Source organism: Chryseobacterium sp. C-71 (genome assembly GCF_020911865.1).
In the GTDB taxonomy this organism is placed as follows: domain Bacteria; phylum Bacteroidota; class Bacteroidia; order Flavobacteriales; family Weeksellaceae; genus Chryseobacterium.
On record NZ_CP087131.1, the window covers coordinates 1711155 to 1729603 of the forward strand.

The following is an 18449-nucleotide window of genomic DNA, read 5'->3' on the forward strand; positions in this document are numbered from 1 at the left end:
CGGCACAAAGATAAGGTTTTTGAAATGATTCAAAAGATCATCATCTTCAACCCATTATTTAATATGTCATAAATATCAAGCTGAAGCGATCCGAAGTCTATTCTTCTTTATTTCTCGCCTGTTTTTTCTTCTGCCTCAAAACATACAAATACAAACTCTCCACTTTTGTCCTCGCCCAATCTGTTTTTCGTAAAAACTTCAGAGAAGAATTGATGCTTGGGTTATCTGTAAAACATTTGATATTAATTTGTTTTCCTAACTCCTCAAAACCTTGATAATATTCCACCAGTTCTTCAAGGATGGTATCAAGACGTTTTCCGTGTAAAGGATCTTTAGATTGTTGTTCCATTTTGTAAAAATAGAGATAAAATTGCATTTGGTTACAAACAACATTGAAACAAACTAACTGCAACTGAATTTGGTTACAAACAGGGTTGTTTTAAATAAAATGCAAGCTCCGGAAGTCACAAACAAGATTGAAACAAACCAACTGCAATTGCATTTTGTTACAAACAGGGTTATTTTAAATAAAAGTATTCTGCATTTGGTTACAAACAACATTGAAACAAACTAATTGCAACTGCATTTGGTTACAAACAGGGTTGTTTTAAATAAAATGCAAGCTCCGGAAGTCACAAACAAGATTGAAACAAACCAACTGCAATTGCATTTTGTTACAAACAGGGTTATTTTAAATAAAAGTATTCTGCATTTGGTTACAAACAACTTGAAACAAACCAACTGCAACTGCATTTTGTTACAAACAAGGCTGTTTTAAACAAAATACGCCTCCGGAACTTACAAACTAGGTTGTTTTGAACGACCAAAGATTTTATTCCATTCTCGAAATAGCTAAATAAAAATTACTTTTGAATAAAAAACTGTAGAATTAAATATTGGAATATACGATTGTCCGCAATCTGTCATAATTAAAAATACTTTGTATTTCTTTGTTGAGTTAACGCCTTTATATAACTTAAGGACGGGCAATATTTAAAAATTCCTTGTTTGACCTTGCGTTAAATTAAGAACTATGATAAATTACAGATATGCATATTGAAATACCATCTGAAACAAAGTTTTCTCTACAGAATAGATTAATTTAGCAATACCAATTTTAAAGTAAAATTTACCAAAAATAAAGTTGAGATGAGTAGAAATACAGATGCCAATAAAAAAATTCACAATAAGAAAATTGCCAACAAGAAGCGTAAAATTCAGGAAGCTGAACTGAAAAGAAAAAACCGTCTGAAAGAAATGCGCGAAAATAGAAAAGAAAAATCAGCCGAAGATCAACAAAACGAAGATTAAAGATGAAAATCTTACACACCGCCGATTGGCATTTAGGTAAACGTCTCGACCGTTTTTCAAGATTGGAAGAACAGATTTTGGTGATGGACGAAATCATTCAGATTGCCGATCAGCACAACGTCGATTTGGTTTTGATTGCAGGAGATTTATTCGATAATTTCAATCCAAGTGTAGAGGCGACAGAACTTTTTTATAAAACTTTAAAACGTTTATCATTAAACGGAAAACGTCCTGTCATTGCTATTTCAGGCAATCACGATTCTCCGAGTCTGATTGACGCTCCTGATCCTTTAGCCCGTGAATGCGGAATTATTTTAATTGGATATCCAAAAGCTGCTATCAATCCTTTTGAATTGGAACATTTTAAAATATCAAATTCAGCAGCAGGTTTTATCGAATTAGAATTTAAAAACCAAAATTTCCCTGTCAGAATTTTGCATACACCTTATGCAAATGAAGTTCGTTTAAAAGAATATTTCGGAGAAAATAAGGAAGAAGAGCTCAACAATGTTCTGAGAGAAAACTGGAAGCAAACTGCCGATAAATTCTGTAACGAAAACGGAGTCAATCTTTTGATGACTCATTTGTATATGAACAAAAAAGGCGCACCCATTTTAGAAGAACCCGAAGGTGAAAAACCCATAAAAATCGGAAATGCAGACCTTGTTTTTTCAGATATTATTCCACACCAGATTCAATATACGGCTTTGGGACATTTGCATGGTTTTCAGAATATTGGAACGGAAGAAAAACCTGTGGTGTATTCGTCTTCTCCACTTTGCTACAGCTTTAGCGAGACCGGACAAACAAAATACGTTTCCATTATTGAAGCCGAACCTAATAAGCCGGTAACTTTTGAGAAAATCGCTTTACAAAACGGTAAACAACTCGTCAGAAAAACATTTGATTCGATTGAAAATACGATTAAATGGCTTAAAGAAAATCCAAATACTTTAGTTGAACTGACTATAGAAAGCGAAACTTTTTTAAAAGCCGATGAAAGAAAACTCATTTATCAATCTCATTCCGGAATTGTGCATTTGATCCCGAAAATCAGAAATCAGGATTTTAATGAAAATCAGCTTGGTGACATTAATTTAAATCAGGATATACAATCTTTATTCAATGATTATTTTAAATCCAAAAATGGCGGTCAGGAAGCAAATGAAGAATTAATTAATTTGTTTAATGAAATTGTTAGCTCTGAGAAATAATCCATACTATAAACCATTAAGATGGATTTAAGAAGTTAAGTTTATTTAAGGGAAATAAATTTCTTAAGATAGTACTCTTCGCTTTGCTTGCAAAGCCTTAACTATTCTCAACTTCTTAAATGTCCTTAATGGTTCAAATTTTAAATTTATTTTTTAAACTAAAAACCAAAAACTATCAACAACCAATTGTATGATTCCAATTCAACTTACCATAGAAGGTCTTTACTCCTATCAGGAACGCCAGAAAATTAATTTTGAAAATCTTACAGAAGCTGGTTTATTTGGAATTTTCGGTTCGGTAGGTTCCGGAAAATCTTCTATTCTGGAAGCCATTTCTTTTGCATTATACAGCGAAACAGAACGTCTCAACGCAAGAGACAAACGTGCTTACAATATGATGAATTTGAAATCAAACAAATCGTATATCGAGTTTGATTTTATTAATTATGAGAATAAAAAATTCCGTGCGACAAGAGAATTCCGACGTAATTCTAAAAATTTCGAAGATGTAAAAACGCCCACGGTAAACTTTTACGAATGGAAAAATGAAAGCTGGATTCCTCTGGATCATTCTAATGCGGAAAAAATAATTGGATTGAGTTATGCGAATTTTAAGCGAACCATCATCATTCCGCAAGGTCAGTTTAAAGAATTTTTAGAGCTTGGCGCAGCTGACCGCACGAATATGATGAAGGAAATCTTCAGCCTGCAGCGTTTTGATTTACAGAATAATGTTTCAGCTTTAAATGCTAAAAACAGATCAGAGCTCGATCAGTTGGAAGGTCAGCTGAAAGGTTTTGAGGAAGTGAATGAAGAACAAATTTTGGTTCAAAAAGAAAATTTAAAAACTGAACAGCAGAAATTTGAAGAGGTAAAAATTCAGTTTAAAAATATTGAACAAAAATACCAGCAGCTTAAAAATTTAAAAACAGATTTTGAATCGCTGAAACAGAAAAAAACAGATTTTGAAAAACTTAGCATTCAAAAGACAAACATTGATGAATTAGAAACCAAAACTGAACTTTTTGATAAAGTTTTCAGAATCTTCACACCGATTATAACTGAAAAAAATAAGCTTCAGAAAGAAATTTCGGAGCAGTTGAAAAATAAAGAACATCAGTTTAAAAATTTACAGGAAACTGAAGGAAAATTTGAAAACATTAAAAATAAACTTTTGGCAATTCAGCCAAAATATGAAGCTTTACATCAATCAAAAATTCAGGAGAATGATTTGAGTCTGATGCTGCAAATGCTGACATTTTCAGACGAAATTGAAACTCTAAAAGAACGAACAAAAAAGGGCTCAGAAAAAGTAAAAGAAGTTGAAGAAAATCAAAAATTAATTCAGCAAAAAGCTCAGGAACTTTCTAAACAAATTGATTTCTTAAAGCCTAAAAAATTAGATTCTAATTTACTTTTAAATGTAGGAAATTGGTTTTCAGAAAAGAAAAAATTAGAAGAATCTTTAAAAAGTCAGGTAGAAAAAATCAATGCAAAAAAACTTGAAACTGAAAGAATTTCAGAGGAATTAAAACCTTTTGAAATCAATCTTGAAACCTTTAAAAATGATTTTAAAGCTCAGATTGAAACTTTAGAAAACCAGAAGAAAACACTTTCTGAAAAGCGAAATCATCTTGAAGTTCAACAAAAATTAGCACATTTTGCCAGTGAACTCCACGACGGAGAATCTTGTCCGCTTTGTGGTGCTTTGGAGCATCCAAATATTGTAGAATTTGACGATGTAAATTCAGAATTAAACGAAATTCAGAAAAAAATTGAACAGATTGAAACTCAAAAAGATCAAATTCAAAAACAATCTTTAGAAATCGAAAAAATACTTGACAGAAAAAAGATTTTTGAGGAACAATTGAAATCTGAAGAAGAGATTGTAAAGCAAATTCAAATCAACATTGAAGAACATTTAAAAAGCTTTATCTGGACAGAATTTAATGCTGAAAATCAAAATGATTTTGAAGAAAAACGTCAGCAATCTTTCTCAATAGAAAAACAAATCGATGAACTCAATCAAAAAATAGGTTTTGAACAAAAAAATCTGGATAAGGAAAGAGAAAATCTTGATAATTATAATAAGGCTTTAGAAAAATTCAGGCTTGATGAGGCAAAAAAAGAAGAGCAAATCAAAACAAATGAAGCTAATTTAAAAGTTTTGCAATGGATTGATTATAGAGAAAAAACAATTGCTGATGTTGAAGAAATTTACATTAAACTTTCGCAATCTAATCTCGAAACAGAACAGAATTATCAGCAATTAATTAAAGAAGAAAAAGAAATTTCGCCAAAATTAGCCGAGCAAAAAACAATTGTCGATCAATTAGAAAAGAGAGTTACAGAATTAGAAAAAGAGAGTTTAGAAAATGAAAATATTTTAACGAAATCCTTAGTTGATAATAATTTCAATGACGAAAATGCTGTTAAAAATATTCTACTGCAGGAAATTAATGTTCCGGACACGAGAAATATCATTCAGCAATTCAAAATTCAGTTTGAAATTGTAAAAAATGACATTATTAATCTGGAAATCAAGCTCAAAGATTTTTCATTTGATGAAGAACAGTTTGCAGAAACTGAAAATCAGTTTAAAGCTTTTGAAATTGATTTAAAAAATGCAAATGATTCTGTAGTAAAAATTACGACAGAAATCGAAAGACTGGAAAAAGAATTCAAGAAAAAAGAAAGTCTTTTAAAAGATTTAGCACAACTTCAAAAACGCTCAGAAAATCTGAAAATAATGACCAATCTCTTTAAAGGAGCAGGTTTTGTGCAGTACGTTTCTTCCATTTATCTTCGTCAGTTATGTGACCACGCCAATGTTCGTTTTCATCGAATGACAAGAAATCAACTAAGTTTACAGTTGAACGAAAGCAATGATTTTGAAATCGTTGATTATCTGAATGAAGGCCGAAGCCGAAGTGTAAAAACGCTTTCCGGCGGACAAGCTTTTCAGGTTTCATTGAGCCTTGCACTGGCTTTGGCCGAAAGTGTGCAGACGAATTCGCAATCGGAGAAAAATTTCTTTTTCATCGACGAAGGTTTTGGAACGCAAGATTTGGAATCGGTGAATATCGTCTTTGAAACACTGATGAATCTTCAGAAAGAAAACCGAATTGTGGGAATTATTTCTCATGTCGAAGAGCTGAAAGAGAAAATTCCGGTTTCACTACATATTACGAAAGATGAGGAAAGGGGAAGCTTGATTGAGATTGTGTAACAAAAAACCCTTTCGGCGTTTGAAATGCTGAAAGGGTTAGCTTTAGTAGCTTGTGTTATTATCTTAACCTGAGTTCGGGATAAGAATACAAAATAAATTTGCAATAAAAAGCAATAATTCGTATATTCAAGTATCTAACATTCAAATATTTAAACGAACTATTGCTTATGATTTTGAAAGACCAAATTACAAATATTTTTGTACAAGTTGATGATTTCTGTAAAGAATTTGATTTCCAAATCAAACACATGAAATTTCAGGCGCTCGGCGACCAAAAGAAGAGAAGAAACAGAAGATCTATGATGTCGGATTCTGAAATTATTACGATTATGATTGGTTTTCATCTGGGTGCACACAAAACATTTAAGCATTATTATCAGGAAATAGTTTGTGGTTATTGGAATAATTTGTTTCCCAAAGCCCTTTCCTACAATAGATTTATAGAACTTCAGCAAAGAAGCTTTGTGGTTTTTGCCTTATTTTTGAAAGAAAAATGTCTGGGTAAATGTACTGGAATCAGCTTTATGGACAGCACAACTTTGAAAGTTTGCAGAAACCAAAGGATTCACAATCACAAAGTTTTCAAAGGTTTGGCAGAGCGAGGAAAATCTTCGATGGGTTGGTTTTATGGGTTTAAACTGCATTTGGTTTGTAATGAAAAGGGAGAACTTTTATCCTTTTATATAACGAAAGGAAATATTGATGACAGAAACCCAAAGCATATCAAAAAAATGACGCAGCAGCTTTTTGGAAAACTATTTGCCGATAAAGGATATCTTTCCAAGGCTCTTTGGGAAATGCTTTTTGCTGATGGAATCCAGCTTTTTACTAAACTTCGTAAGAATATGAAGAATCATATTATGAAAATGGAAGACAAAATTTTGCTCCGAAAAAGAGCCATCATTGAAACGATCAATGATGAATTAAAGAACCATTGTCAAGTGGAACATACTCGCCACAGAAGTGTTAGTAATTTTATGATGAATATTTTGGGGAGCTTAACTGCTTATTGTTTCTTCCCCAAAAAACCATCATTAAACTTAAAAAAAGTAAATGATGGTCAATTGTTTTTAAATTTTGCTTAAACCGAACTCAGGTTATCTTACTTTTGGGGCAACTTTTTCGCCAAACAATTCAATAGATTTCATCATGATATCGTGAGCAGGATCTCCGACATCCATGTGACCGATAAATCTCGTAATCCCGAAAATTTCTTTCATGTAGTTTATTTTATCAGCAACATGATCTGTATTCCCAATAAATAAAGCACCTTCTTTTGCTCTGCCGCCTTCATATTGCATCTTCGTGTAAGGCGCCCAACCTCTGGATTTCCCGATTCTGTCCATTTGAGATTTATAATTATGGAAATATCCATCTACAACATTTTGATCGTCACTTACAAAAGTATGCGAGTGAATTGCGATCTGCATTTCAGATTCTGGATGACCTGCGTTGAGGTATTCCTGTTTGTAAAATTCAATTAAGTTTTTGAACTGAATTGGCATTCCTCCAATAATTGCAACTACTAAAGGCATTCCCAATTGTGCCGCACTTAAAACCGACTGTGGAGTTCCGCCAACAGCTCTCCAAATTGGAAGCTTACCTTTATTTTTCGCTCTTGGATACACGGTTTGATTCTGCATCGGTGCACGAAGTTTCCCTGACCATGAAACGTTTTCTTCCGAATTTATTTTTAATAACAATTCTAATTTTTCGTCAAACAATTCTTCGTAATCGTTCAAGGAATAACCGTACAAAGGAAATGATTCTATAAAACTTCCACGACCGACATAAATTTCTGCTCTACCATCTGAGATCAGATCTAAAGTTGAAAAATCTTCATATACTTTTACCGGTTCGGACGAACTCAAAACTGTTACTCCACTTGCCAGTTTAATGTTTTTGGTAACACTTGCCGCCGCTGCCAAAACCATTTCAGGTGAGGAAACTGCATAATCTGGACGGTGATGTTCTCCCATTGCGAAGACATCAATTCCAACTTCATCCATGAGTTTTACCTGGTCGATAATTTCACGGATCTTAATTCCTGCATCTTTATATTTTCCGGTATTTTGGTCGAAACCTAAGTCGCCAAACATTCCTATTCCTAATTCCATATTGTTGATATTTATAGGACAAAATTAGGGTAATGAATGATTAAAAACGTTGATGTTTGGTAAGAACGTACATTCAAACATTAATGTCACAAATGCTTTTCACAAATTTCACAATTTAATACTAGTATAGTTCGTGAAAAAATTAGTATCTATTTGTGTTTAAGTTTAGAATAAAAAAATCCAATCTAAAAATAGACTGGATTTAAATTTATTTCTTCAGATTCTGATCAAAATAATCAGTCACTTTCTGCATCAGGTGCACTCTGTCTTTTCCGATCACGTTGTGTGGATGTCCTGGATAAACGAAATAATCTAACTGAACTCCGTTGTCAACTGCAGACTTGATGAATTTCATAGAATGCTGCCAAACCACTACATCGTCTTGCGCACCGTGAATCATCAACAGTTTTCCTTTTAAATTCTGAACTTTATCCAAAAGATTTGATGTTGCATAACCTTGTGGGTTTTCCTGTGGAGAATCCATATATCTTTCCCCGTACATGATTTCGTACATGCTCCAGTCGATTACAGGTCCACCCGCAACCCCCACTTTGAAAACATCCGGCTGACGAAGCATAAAGCTTGTCGTCATAAAACCACCAAAGCTCCACCCATGGATTCCCAATCTCTCAGAATCTACATACGGAAGTGATTTTAGATATTTTACACCCTGCAACTGATCGTTCATTTCGGTCGTTCCTAAATTTCTGAATACTGCCTGCTCAAATTTCATCCCACGGTTTGAAGAACCTCTCCCATCCATTGTGAAAATGATGTATCCGTTTTGTGCCATGTATTCGTACCAAAGATTTCCTGAAGCCGGAAAACTGTTGGTGATCAACTGCAAATGTGGACCATTGTACAGATAAACGATAACAGGGTATTTTTTATTCGGATCAAAATTGGTCGGAAGAATGATTTTTCCGTACAGTAAAGTTCCGTCATCAGCTTTTAGATTGATATTTTTAATTTCAGGACGCTGATAATTTTTCAGCGGATTTTCTGAGGTCAGAAGATTCGTTGATTTTAATGTTGTCGTATTGATGATATTGGCAACTCTCGGCGTATTGGTATTGCTGTAAGAATCAAACAAATGATTTCCATCACTGCTGAGAACTGCTATGTGCATTCCTTCTGCATTGTCTAATTTCTGCGTTTTGAATGTTGCCCAATTGATTCTATATAAATGCCTTTCTGTAGGACTTTCCTGAGTAGAAACGTAATAAATTTCTTTTTTCTTCTCATTAAATCCTAAAATATCGGTAACCAGCCAATCTCCCTTTGTCATTTGAGCAATCAAACCTTTTTCTAAACTGTAATGGAATAAGTGATTGTAACCCGTTCTTTGACTTTGCCAGATAAAATCTGTATTTGAATTTGGAAAGAACAACAACGGATGTTGAGGCTCAACATATTTGCTGTCGGTTTCTTCAAATAAAGTTTTCACTAAATTTCCTGTCACAGCGTCATACTGATTCATTTTTAAATGATTCTGGCCTCTGTTGAGAACTCCGACAAAGATAAATTTAGAATCGGGACTCCAGGTAATTGCTGTTAAATACTGATCTTTTTCACCTTCAATTTTTAAGAAAGTCGTTGATCCATTTTTAATATTATATACTCCAAGCGTGACTTCGTGAGAAGTTTTTCCTGCCATTGGATATTTAATATTGGTATTCACTGCAGGAGTTACAGACCAGTCGATGATGGGATAATCTGCAACCATCGTCTGATCCATTCTGTAAAACGCAATGTTTTCTGAATTGGGAGAAGGGAAAATTCCGCTGTCGATTCCGAATTCGTTTCTGTGAACGTTGGAAGCTCCATTGAGAATATTTTCGTTGGTATCATTCGTTACCGCAACTTCTTTTCCGTTTTTGTTGATGAATAAATTATTTCCTTTTGTATACACCAAAGTCTGATTATCAGCAAGAGTTTTCACATTCGCCGGATTATCTCCCAATGCTGCAGAGCGTTTCACTTTCCACTCATTTCCTGATTTTTCTACCCAATACATCTGATTGTTGGTTGAGAAATAAGCGTTTGAATTACTCGTGAACTTTACCGGTGGAAGACCTTTCAGCTTTTTGTCTGCGAAACTTTTATTTAATTGATATAAAGAAATCAAAGTATCCTGTTTGCTGGTCTTCAGATCTGTCAAAAGATATCCGCCTTTCACTGCCTGAATGTATGACTTATTATCAGCAGACCATGAAAACTGAGAAATATTTTTTACCGCCAGATTGCTTCGCATACCATTGACTGCTTCTGCCATGGTGAACTTTTGGGTCTGCGCAAAAGCAGTTCCGCCCAAAACAACCATCAATAAAGAAAATTTATGTAATTGCATTGTATAAAATTGAATCTGTCAAAAGTAAGAAATAAAACTCAACCGTTAAAAAATGTTAAATTAAAACATTACTTATTTTTAAGAATGTTTTCAGAAAATTCTTAGGTAAATTAGTTTGTGAAATTCAAATAAAAACTTAAGATAAACTTGATGAATAAAATTATCTACAAATATATTGTCAATAATAGAAACAGAGATCTTCATTTTTGGGAAAATGAAGGAGGATTTACCTTACACAATTATCTTATTAAAATGAATTATTCTGAATTTTCAAAAATTTACCATGATGTTATTCATTGGGGTGTAACCGAACAGAATATTCTTACAGACTGCCTTGCCTACGGACTTGACGGAAAGTTCATAACAGCATATGATAATGATAAAAGAATAATCGCAATGAAAATCTATGGTCAGCTTCCTGAAGGTTTTAGACATCCCGAAGTAAAGAAATGGCAGAAAAATTATAAAATACATTCTAAAACCAAAAGTAAGAATTTTAAAATTTTATCCATTCACAATCTAATTTTAAAAGAAGAATATACTGACAGTGATTATTGGTCTTTGGGTGGTGGAAGTGAACAGATACAGAATATTTTAAATAATTTCACCGAAAATGATTGGGAAGAATTAAAAACTGATATTTTACATTGGACAGAAGATCAAAGAAACATTGTGTTAGAGTCAATTGGCTATGGATTTGACAGTACTTTTACCCGAAATTTAAATAGAAATATGATTTCCTACGGAGGGAATTTTCTACTAGATATGTTCTGCATTATTGAGAATGTTGATGTGAGACTCGATATTGCCTATTTTAGTCTCTTTATCAATAAAAGTAATACCTCACAGATTGACAAATTGAAATTGATGAGAAATTGGATGTCTGCTAACGGTTTTAATAACCCTGAATGGATTAATTCGCCTATCAATCCACTTGGAAACATTGATGATGCAATAGAAAAAGTACTAAATAAGAACTCTAAAATCTAAAAACATTTTCATAAAGTCAAATATTTGTACTAAGAAAATTTCAATCTACTGAAGGGGTGGCGAAAATTCTTTCAGAATTTTTGAAGGGGTGGATTTCAAATGTGCATTCTAAGATGAATGTCCAATCGTTAATTTTTCAGACATCATTTAAATTTACAAACCACTTCCCTAGCCCCGATAGCAACGGTTACCCCACAGCAAGCGTTGGGAAAAAGCATTAGCGCGAGGAGTATGAGTGGATAGCGGGATGAAGCTCCCCCAAATAATAGTAATTAGCAATAAGTAATGACCTAATCTAAAATTCTTGTTAAATTTATAGTAAATCTCATTTCTTATCCTAAATCAATGAATCGGAGATTGTTCTTGGTGTAGATTTGCATTATAAATAACAACAAAAAATAAATACAATGGCTACAAAATGGAATTTAGACCCAGCGCACAGTGAAATTACTTTTAAAGTAAAACACATGATGATTTCAAACATCAAAGGTAACTTCACCAACTTCACTGCAGAAATCGATGCTGAAGACGATACTTTTGCTAACGCAAAAACTACCGCTACCATTCAGACAGATTCTATCTCTACACACAACACAGACAGAGATAACCACTTGAAATCTGCAGAATTCTTCAACGTAGAAGCTAATCCTACGATTACTTTCGAATCTGATGCTTTAAATAATTCTGTAACAGGAAATCTTACCGTAAACGGGATTACAAAGCCAATTACGTTAGATGTTGAGTTCGGAGGAATCAATGTAGACCCTTGGGGAAATACAAAAGTAGGTTTTTCTTTTGAAGGAAAAATCAACAGAAAAGAATTCGGATTGAACTGGAATGCAGCTCTTGAAGCAGGAGGCGTAATGGTAGGTGAAGATGTGAAAGTGGCAGGTGAACTGCAGTTTGTAAAGCAAGCATAGTAAATTAAATATAGTTTTTGAGATTCGGTGGTTTGCTATAATCACCGAATCTTTTTATTTTAAAATATACATATCATGCAACTTAACGACTTACAAAATATCAGCGATCAGTTTAAAACTACTCAGAAAATGCCCGTCCTCTTTCTTGGCCACGGCTCGCCTATGAATGCGATTGAAGAAAATCAATTCGTGCAGGGATTTAGAAATGTGGCGAAAGAAATTCCGAAACCGAATGCAATTCTGTGTATTTCTGCACATTGGTTTACACATGGAACAAAAGTCACAGCGATGGATATGCCCAAAACGATTCATGATTTTGGTGGGTTTCCGCAGGCTTTGTTTGATGTAGAATATCCAGCTCCCGGAAATCCCGAACTGGCAAAAGAAACGGCTGAACTTTTAGCTCCCGTTTTCGTGGAAGAAGATCACAACTGGGGTTTAGATCATGGCACATGGTCAGTGATTAGACACATGTATCCGAATGCTGATATCCCTGTTATTCAGATGAGTATTGATTATAAAAAACCGCCGCAGTATCATTTTGATTTGGCTAAAAAATTAGAAAAACTGAGAGAAAAGGGAATTCTTATTATCGGAAGCGGAAATATCGTTCATAACCTCAGAATGATCGACTGGAAAAACATCAACACCGTTGGCGCCGGTTGGGATTGGGCTATTGAAGCAAGAGAAAAAACCAACAATTGGCTTTTGGACGGAGATTTTCAGAATCTTATTGATTATCAAAAGCAGGGACTTTCTTTGCAGTATGCGATTCCGACGCCTGATCATTATCTTCCGCTGATTTATTCTTTAGGTTTAAAAAATCAAGCTGAGGATTTGGTTTTATTTAATGATGATTTGATTGCAGGGTCTTTGAGCATGACGAGTGTAAGGATTGGATAGGTTAAATTTATTTTGATGATCCTTGCTCATCTTAATACTTAATTTTAACGCAAAGGGCACAAAGATTTTTTTAGAACTAACTGTTTTTAAGATACACAAAGCCGTTTCACTCATAAAAGCTAACAAAGTTTCCAATTATTAGAATTTTAGAACAAGTAGAATTTATTTCACCCTCTTTTTTTATCACTATAAATTTAGTAATATTGTTTACCATGAAAAAAACAGTATTCCTTTTATTGATTATTCTGCCGTTTTACCTTTCAATTGCTCAGACGATTAAAGGAAAAGTGGTGAATGATATTGAGAAACCTATTTCAAACGTCAATATTTATTTGAACGGAACAAAGACGGGAACAATTTCTGAAGCAGACGGAAGTTTTACGCTTCAATTGCCTTCTTCGAATAACAACAGTTTGGTTTTTCAGAAGGACGATTACGAAACATTTACCATCAATACTTCTGAAGTTTTAAACAAGACCTTAAAAGTGGTTTTAATTAAAGCTAAAGAAATTGAGGAAGTACGGATTGTCCCTTATACAGAAACAGCTTACAAAAATTACATTCAGTTCTTTCTTGATTCTTTCATTGGTTATGACAAGCAGAATGTAAGAATCAAGAATCAACGTTCACTGAAATTCTCTTATGATAAAGAAAATAAAATTCTAAAAGTAAAAGCTCCGCAGACTTTAATTATCGAAAACAAAAATTTAGGATACACGATTGATTATAATTTAGTGGAATTTTCTGCCAATTTTAATGAAAACACTACCCGGTTTACAGGAACCAGTTTTTTCAGAGAAACGAAAAGCAACGATAAGGTAAAGTTGAATAGAATGAATGCTTATGACGGCAGTCAGACTCATTTTTTCAGAAGTGTCTATGAGAACAAAGTTGCAGATGAAGGTTTCATTGTCAATCAGATTACTAAGTTTCCAAACTCAAAATATCCAACGGAAGAAGAGTTGCAGAGACTGAAAGATTATAAAAAATCATTAGACAAAAGTAAGTACATCAATATTCGTGAGGAGATTTATGATATTAATAGCCGAAAACAAAGTGAAAGTCCTTATAAAATTGCCATCACAAAAACTCAGATTCCAGAGTCAGATTATACTAAAAAGACAGGCGACAAATTGTTTTTGGATTATGACTTTATGATGCAGATTAATTTTAAACGATATTTTTATGAACTGAAAAAAGGGCAGTTTGTGAAAGCAACAATTCCAATTATTCAGACCTCTTTTCTACATCCTGAAGGCGATACTTTTGAAGTTTATCGTGATGGAAATACTTCAAATCCCGGAATGCTGACGAATCAGGGAGAATTTGCAAAAGATAAGATTGAAAAATTATTGCCGTTGGATTATAAATTAGGAGATTGATTTAATTCTTTCTCAAAACAAACACTATTTTCTACACCAATATACTGCCCGTAATTTGGAATTCTATAATATCCGCATTTTTCATACAAGGCAATTGCTTCTGGTTGTTTAATTCCGGTTTCTAAAACACATTTTTTGTACCCAAGTTCTTTTGCCCAAATCTCCAGTTGATGTAAAGTTTCAGACGCCAAACCCATTTTTCTCTTTTGAGGGTTGGTGTACATTCTTTTCACTTCCACACTTTCTTCATTAAAAGGTTTAATAGCTCCACAAGCGACAGCTTCATCTTCCAAATAAGCAACAATGCAGTGTTTCAGCATATCAATTTTATTAAACTGATGGTAGAAAGCATGTTCGTCACCATCACGTATTGCCAAATCTGCATCTAAAAACTGTACCAGATTTTGAAAATCTTTATCTGTGGAATCAACTCTCTTGAATGTCATTTTTTATTTTTGAAGCAAATTAAGAAATTTTTGATTATCCGTAGTTTACTATAATGCCTAATTTTAAACGCAAAGGTGCGCAAAGTTTTTATTCATAATATATTACATATTTGTCGTCCGCAAAGGCGTTTCACTCAGCAAAGATTACAAAGCATTTTTTAATTTATGAAAGATTAAAATTATAAAATTTCGGACATTAAATAAATTATTAAAAACCAAAATGCTTCCGTACGACAACTAAGAATCATTTTAATTGTCGTACGGAAGCATCAAAATTTAATGTAATTATTTACTGTACAGCCTGCAGAACATTGATATTTCCGTATCCGTAATCTGCATTTTTTGTAGGGTAATAGGTCGAAGACTGTCTCATTTTATTTAAAACCTGATCTCTCGTCCATAAAGGATTTTTTGACCAGACCAAAGCCGCTATTCCTGCTGTAGAAGCCGTTGCAACCGAAGAACCTCCCACATAATCGGTTTGAGCATTATAATAACTCAACACCGGAATATTATTTCCTGAAGCTCGCTCCATCTGGTAGGTAAAATCGATTTCCGCTCCCGAATGGCAGACATCGCATTTTTGGTTGGATGTATTTTCTTTTACACCAGTGATTGCTTGTGTTTCTGGCATCCAAGCCGGAAAAATAACGCCAACGAAAGTCGTAAAACTTGTAGATGTTCCACCAGCACAGAAAATTAATTTCCCTTTAGAATATGCGTATTTTACACCGTCTTCTATCTTTCCGACAGAAAAAATATGTCCCATTGACATGGAGATGATTTTCACAGAAGTATTATTTCCTAAAGCGGTAAAAGCCGTTTTCACACCTTCTTGTTCGTGATAGCCATCCAACACGACATTGGAAGCTGCACGATATGAAATTAAATTAGCATTATATGCCACACCAACCGGCTGTCCGAGATTATTTCTTGGAGCTGCCATCGCAGAAGCCATGCTTGTTCCGTGACCACATTTATCATCTGCACCGTCGTAACCAGAACTCCAAGGCCAGACAGAATCTACATAGACACCGTTTTTGCTAATGGTTCGCCCGGAAGATGAACCATTATTAAAACTGCCACTCAGCAAACCTTGGTTAAAAGAAACTCCTGAATCGATTAATCCAATCGTAATTCCTGCTCCTGTGCTGTAATTCCACGCGCTGGTAATGTTGTGTTTTGCGAATGACCACGGCGCTTTTGCATTGGGTGTAACTGTTGTATAGTCTGCTGAACTTAAAGCTGTTGATTCTAATCCGCAACCGGATGAACTTCCACTTGATTTGGCAACACCGCTTACTTTGTTTTCATTTTCAAAATATCGGTAATCTGCAGGTTCAAAATAACGGATTGATTTTAATTTACGCAGCGCAATAACTGTTTCCTGCTTCTCGATATAAACATCAATTTGATTTAAATATTCATCGGAAGCCATAAGAAATCGGTCTTTTTTGCCTTCGTACTGTGAAATTACCTCAAGAATTTCGTTCTGTAAAGCTTCAGAATTGGAAGATTTACTTCGGTCAAAATCATCTTTAGAATCTCCGAAACCGATGGATGCGACTTTGTTCCCCTGAACAATTCCGCTCCAGAGAAAATGTGATGAAGATTCGTTCCAGGAAAATCTTCTTTTGGTTTTGGTCGTTTCGTTGATTTTATCATTGATTTGCCTCGTAGTGAGCGGATCTGTTTGTACAATTTCGCTCTCAATAGCCGATGTCTGAAGATCATCATTGCTGCATGAACTCAAAGCGAATGCCGTGAGTAAGAATAATACACATTTTTTCATAGTAAAATTTTTGTTTGGTTTACCAAATTAGTATTTTCTATTGAATTACAGATACTTGATGGCTGAAATTTAATATTGAGCGCATAGAATTTTCAGCTTAACATTAACGCAAAGGCAAACTAAGATTATTTTAAATATTAATTCTTTTAAGATAACCAAGGCGTTTCACTCATTTTTGAAAAACAAGGTTTATTCATTACTTCAAAGTAAAAAAGCTTCCGATGTGGAAGCTTTGATTTATTTATAAACTGAAAGAATTAAAAATTCACTACAAATTGTCTGTTATTAATCAATTCAGCAATCGCCAACATATCTTTTCCAATCAATCTATCTTCTTCCAGCTTTTCAACTTTCGTACGAAGAATTGCGAAGTTTTCTTCAATGATTTTTGAACATTTCGCAGGTCTTCTGAATTCTAAACCTTGCGCTGCAAACATCAGCTCAACCGCCAAAATATTGACTAAATTTCCTAAAACCTGATTAAATTTCCTTCCCGAGATACTTCCCATAGAAACATGATCTTCCTGACCTAAACTCGTAGGAATAGAATCTGCCGATGCAGGGAAACAAAGTGTTTTATTTTCTGTTACTAACGCTGCAGAAGTATATTGCGGAATCATAAATCCTGAATTTAAACCTGAACTTTCCGTTAATAATCTTGGTAGACCGTATTTTCCTTCCAATAATAAATAACTTCTTCTATCTGAAATATTTCCCAATTCAGCCGCCGCCAAAGTTGCATAATCTAAAGGCATCGCCAACAATTGTCCGTGGAAATTACCACCTGAAATTGATTCTTCAGCACTTAAAACGATTGGATTATCGGTTACAGAGTTTAATTCTATTTCAGTAAGTAATTTCAGATGTTCAAAAGCATTTCTGCTGGCACCGTGAACCTGTGGAACACATCTCATAGAATACGGATCCTGTACTCTGTCGCAATATTCGTGAGCTTTTAAGTTGTCAGAATTCTTTAAAAATTTCAACATTCTTGCAGCCACTTTCTTGCTTCCTTCAAAAGGTCTGATGTCGTGAAGTTCTTTTTTGAAAGGACTTGCCGAACCTCTATACGCTTCCAAACTCATTGCAGCCGTCATATCTGCCAAGTCTAAAAGGTATTCAAATTTCTCTAAACCTTTGATGGCATGCGCCAAAATAAACTGAGTTCCATTAATCAATCCCAAACCTTCTTTTGGCCCTAAAACCAAAGGCTCAAGACCATTTTTTTCCAGAATTTCAGCAGTTTCAAAAATTTCATTTCCAACCCAAACTTGTCCTAAACCTAAAAGTGGTAAAACCAAGTGTGATAAAGGTGCTAAATCTCCTGAAGCTCCCACAGAACCCTGCTCCGGAACTACCGGAATGATGTCTTTTTCAAGCATCAGAATAAATCTTTCGATCACTTCCAGAGAAACTCCCGAAAAACCTTTTGACAATGCATGAATTTTTGCAATCATCATGATTTTCGAAAATTCTTTATCAATAGGTTTCCCAACACCAACAGCGTGAGAAATTATTAAATTATATTGAAGCTGTGCTGTTTCGTCAGCAGAAATTTTAACATCACAAAGCGGTCCAAACCCTGTATTGATACCATAAACACAACGATCTGACTCTACGATTTTCTTTACATTATCCTGAGATTTTAGGATCTGCTCCTTAGCAGTTGTATTTAATTTAGCTTTATTGGGCGTTTTACAGATTTCCAAAACATCATGGAAACTCAAAACATCTACTCCGTATATCATTTCAAAAAATTTGCTTAAAAATACACATTTTGAAGCACACTGAAAAA

Annotated in this window: 14 protein-coding genes; 8 read left to right on the forward strand and 6 right to left on the reverse strand. The window is 34.1% G+C overall.

Annotated elements, in window-relative coordinates; genetic code table 11:
• Positions 1-97 precede the first annotated feature (97 nt).
• Positions 98-349: a VF530 family DNA-binding protein gene (locus LNP04_RS07775; protein ID WP_229985956.1), complete on the reverse strand. Its 252-nt coding sequence runs from the start codon at positions 347-349 to the stop codon at positions 98-100.
• A gap of 800 nt (positions 350-1149) precedes the next feature.
• On the opposite strand from LNP04_RS07775, the gene LNP04_RS07780 reads away from it, so the two are divergent.
• From LNP04_RS07780 to LNP04_RS07795, 4 genes are all read left to right on the forward strand, one after another.
• Positions 1150-1311 carry a hypothetical protein gene (locus LNP04_RS07780; protein ID WP_229985957.1) on the forward strand — a complete coding sequence of 54 codons (162 nt, stop codon included), beginning with the start codon at positions 1150-1152 and terminating at the stop codon, positions 1309-1311.
• 2 nt (positions 1312-1313) lie between these two features.
• Positions 1314-2525 (forward strand): exonuclease SbcCD subunit D, encoded by a 1212-nt coding sequence (locus tag LNP04_RS07785; RefSeq protein ID WP_229985958.1) that lies wholly within the window; start codon positions 1314-1316, stop codon positions 2523-2525.
• 190 nt (positions 2526-2715) lie between these two features.
• Positions 2716-5754 carry an AAA family ATPase gene (locus tag LNP04_RS07790; protein WP_229985959.1) on the forward strand — a complete coding sequence of 1013 codons (3039 nt, stop codon included), beginning with the start codon at positions 2716-2718 and terminating at the stop codon, positions 5752-5754.
• Between the two features lie 167 nt (positions 5755-5921).
• Positions 5922-6839 carry an IS982 family transposase gene (locus LNP04_RS07795; RefSeq protein ID WP_407928602.1) on the forward strand — a complete coding sequence of 306 codons (918 nt, stop codon included), beginning with the start codon at positions 5922-5924 and terminating at the stop codon, positions 6837-6839.
• Between the two features lie 12 nt (positions 6840-6851).
• On the opposite strand, the gene LNP04_RS07800 is transcribed toward LNP04_RS07795, so the two are convergent.
• Together LNP04_RS07800 and LNP04_RS07805 are read right to left on the reverse strand one after the other, a co-directional pair.
• Complete coding sequence (locus LNP04_RS07800) at positions 6852-7871, reverse strand: LLM class flavin-dependent oxidoreductase (protein ID WP_229985960.1); 1020 nt, start codon at positions 7869-7871, stop codon at positions 6852-6854.
• Between the two features lie 208 nt (positions 7872-8079).
• Positions 8080-10221, reverse strand: a complete 2142-nt coding sequence (locus tag LNP04_RS07805; protein ID WP_229985961.1) for a S9 family peptidase — start codon at positions 10219-10221, stop codon at positions 8080-8082.
• A gap of 150 nt (positions 10222-10371) precedes the next feature.
• Here LNP04_RS07805 and LNP04_RS07810 point away from each other — a divergent pair, with 150 nt between their 5' ends.
• The 4 genes from LNP04_RS07810 to LNP04_RS07825 all read left to right on the forward strand — a co-directional run bounded on the left by LNP04_RS07810 (position 10372) and on the right by LNP04_RS07825 (position 14416).
• Entirely contained in the window at positions 10372-11211 is an 840-nt protein-coding gene (locus tag LNP04_RS07810) for a hypothetical protein (protein WP_229985962.1), read from the forward strand.
• A 407-nt stretch (positions 11212-11618) separates the two neighbouring features.
• Positions 11619-12131 (forward strand): YceI family protein, encoded by a 513-nt coding sequence (locus LNP04_RS07815; protein WP_229985963.1) that lies wholly within the window; start codon positions 11619-11621, stop codon positions 12129-12131.
• Positions 12132-12206: 75 nt separating this feature from the next.
• On the forward strand, positions 12207-13034 hold the full coding sequence (ygiD, locus tag LNP04_RS07820) for a 4,5-DOPA dioxygenase extradiol (protein WP_229985964.1): 828 nt from the start codon (positions 12207-12209) through the stop codon (positions 13032-13034).
• 212 nt (positions 13035-13246) lie between these two features.
• Complete coding sequence (locus LNP04_RS07825; RefSeq protein ID WP_229985965.1) at positions 13247-14416, forward strand: carboxypeptidase-like regulatory domain-containing protein; 1170 nt, start codon at positions 13247-13249, stop codon at positions 14414-14416.
• Here LNP04_RS07825 and LNP04_RS07830 read toward each other — a convergent pair.
• From LNP04_RS07830 to hutH, 3 genes are all read right to left on the reverse strand, one after another.
• The gene (locus LNP04_RS07830) at positions 14398-14862 is read right to left on the reverse strand and encodes a GNAT family N-acetyltransferase (RefSeq protein ID WP_229985966.1); all 465 of its coding nucleotides are present in this window, start codon (positions 14860-14862) and stop codon (positions 14398-14400) included. The genes LNP04_RS07825 and LNP04_RS07830 overlap by 19 nt on opposite strands.
• 289 nt (positions 14863-15151) lie before the next feature.
• Positions 15152-16654, reverse strand: a complete 1503-nt coding sequence (locus tag LNP04_RS07835; protein WP_229985967.1) for a S8 family serine peptidase — start codon at positions 16652-16654, stop codon at positions 15152-15154.
• Positions 16655-16911: 257 nt separating this feature from the next.
• The gene (gene hutH, locus LNP04_RS07840) at positions 16912-18402 is read right to left on the reverse strand and encodes a histidine ammonia-lyase (RefSeq protein WP_229985968.1); all 1491 of its coding nucleotides are present in this window, start codon (positions 18400-18402) and stop codon (positions 16912-16914) included.
• Between the last annotated feature and the right edge of the window lie 47 nt (positions 18403-18449).

What these genes read in the sequence shown, in the direction of transcription:
- LNP04_RS07775 (WP_229985956.1), bottom strand. Translation starts at nt 349, where the DNA reads ATGGAACAACAATCTAAAGATCCTTTACACGGAAAACGTCTTGATACC.
- LNP04_RS07780 (WP_229985957.1), top strand. Translation starts at nt 1,150, where the DNA reads ATGAGTAGAAATACAGATGCCAATAAAAAAATTCACAATAAGAAAATT.
- LNP04_RS07785 (WP_229985958.1), top strand. Translation starts at nt 1,314, where the DNA reads ATGAAAATCTTACACACCGCCGATTGGCATTTAGGTAAACGTCTCGAC.
- LNP04_RS07790 (WP_229985959.1), top strand. Translation starts at nt 2,716, where the DNA reads ATGATTCCAATTCAACTTACCATAGAAGGTCTTTACTCCTATCAGGAA.
- LNP04_RS07795 (WP_407928602.1), top strand. Translation starts at nt 5,922, where the DNA reads ATGATTTTGAAAGACCAAATTACAAATATTTTTGTACAAGTTGATGAT.
- LNP04_RS07800 (WP_229985960.1), bottom strand. Translation starts at nt 7,871, where the DNA reads ATGGAATTAGGAATAGGAATGTTTGGCGACTTAGGTTTCGACCAAAAT.
- LNP04_RS07805 (WP_229985961.1), bottom strand. Translation starts at nt 10,221, where the DNA reads ATGCAATTACATAAATTTTCTTTATTGATGGTTGTTTTGGGCGGAACT.
- LNP04_RS07810 (WP_229985962.1), top strand. Translation starts at nt 10,372, where the DNA reads ATGAATAAAATTATCTACAAATATATTGTCAATAATAGAAACAGAGAT.
- LNP04_RS07815 (WP_229985963.1), top strand. Translation starts at nt 11,619, where the DNA reads ATGGCTACAAAATGGAATTTAGACCCAGCGCACAGTGAAATTACTTTT.
- ygiD (WP_229985964.1), top strand. Translation starts at nt 12,207, where the DNA reads ATGCAACTTAACGACTTACAAAATATCAGCGATCAGTTTAAAACTACT.
- LNP04_RS07825 (WP_229985965.1), top strand. Translation starts at nt 13,247, where the DNA reads ATGAAAAAAACAGTATTCCTTTTATTGATTATTCTGCCGTTTTACCTT.
- LNP04_RS07830 (WP_229985966.1), bottom strand. Translation starts at nt 14,862, where the DNA reads ATGACATTCAAGAGAGTTGATTCCACAGATAAAGATTTTCAAAATCTG.
- LNP04_RS07835 (WP_229985967.1), bottom strand. Translation starts at nt 16,654, where the DNA reads ATGAAAAAATGTGTATTATTCTTACTCACGGCATTCGCTTTGAGTTCA.
- hutH (WP_229985968.1), bottom strand. Translation starts at nt 18,402, where the DNA reads ATGATATACGGAGTAGATGTTTTGAGTTTCCATGATGTTTTGGAAATC.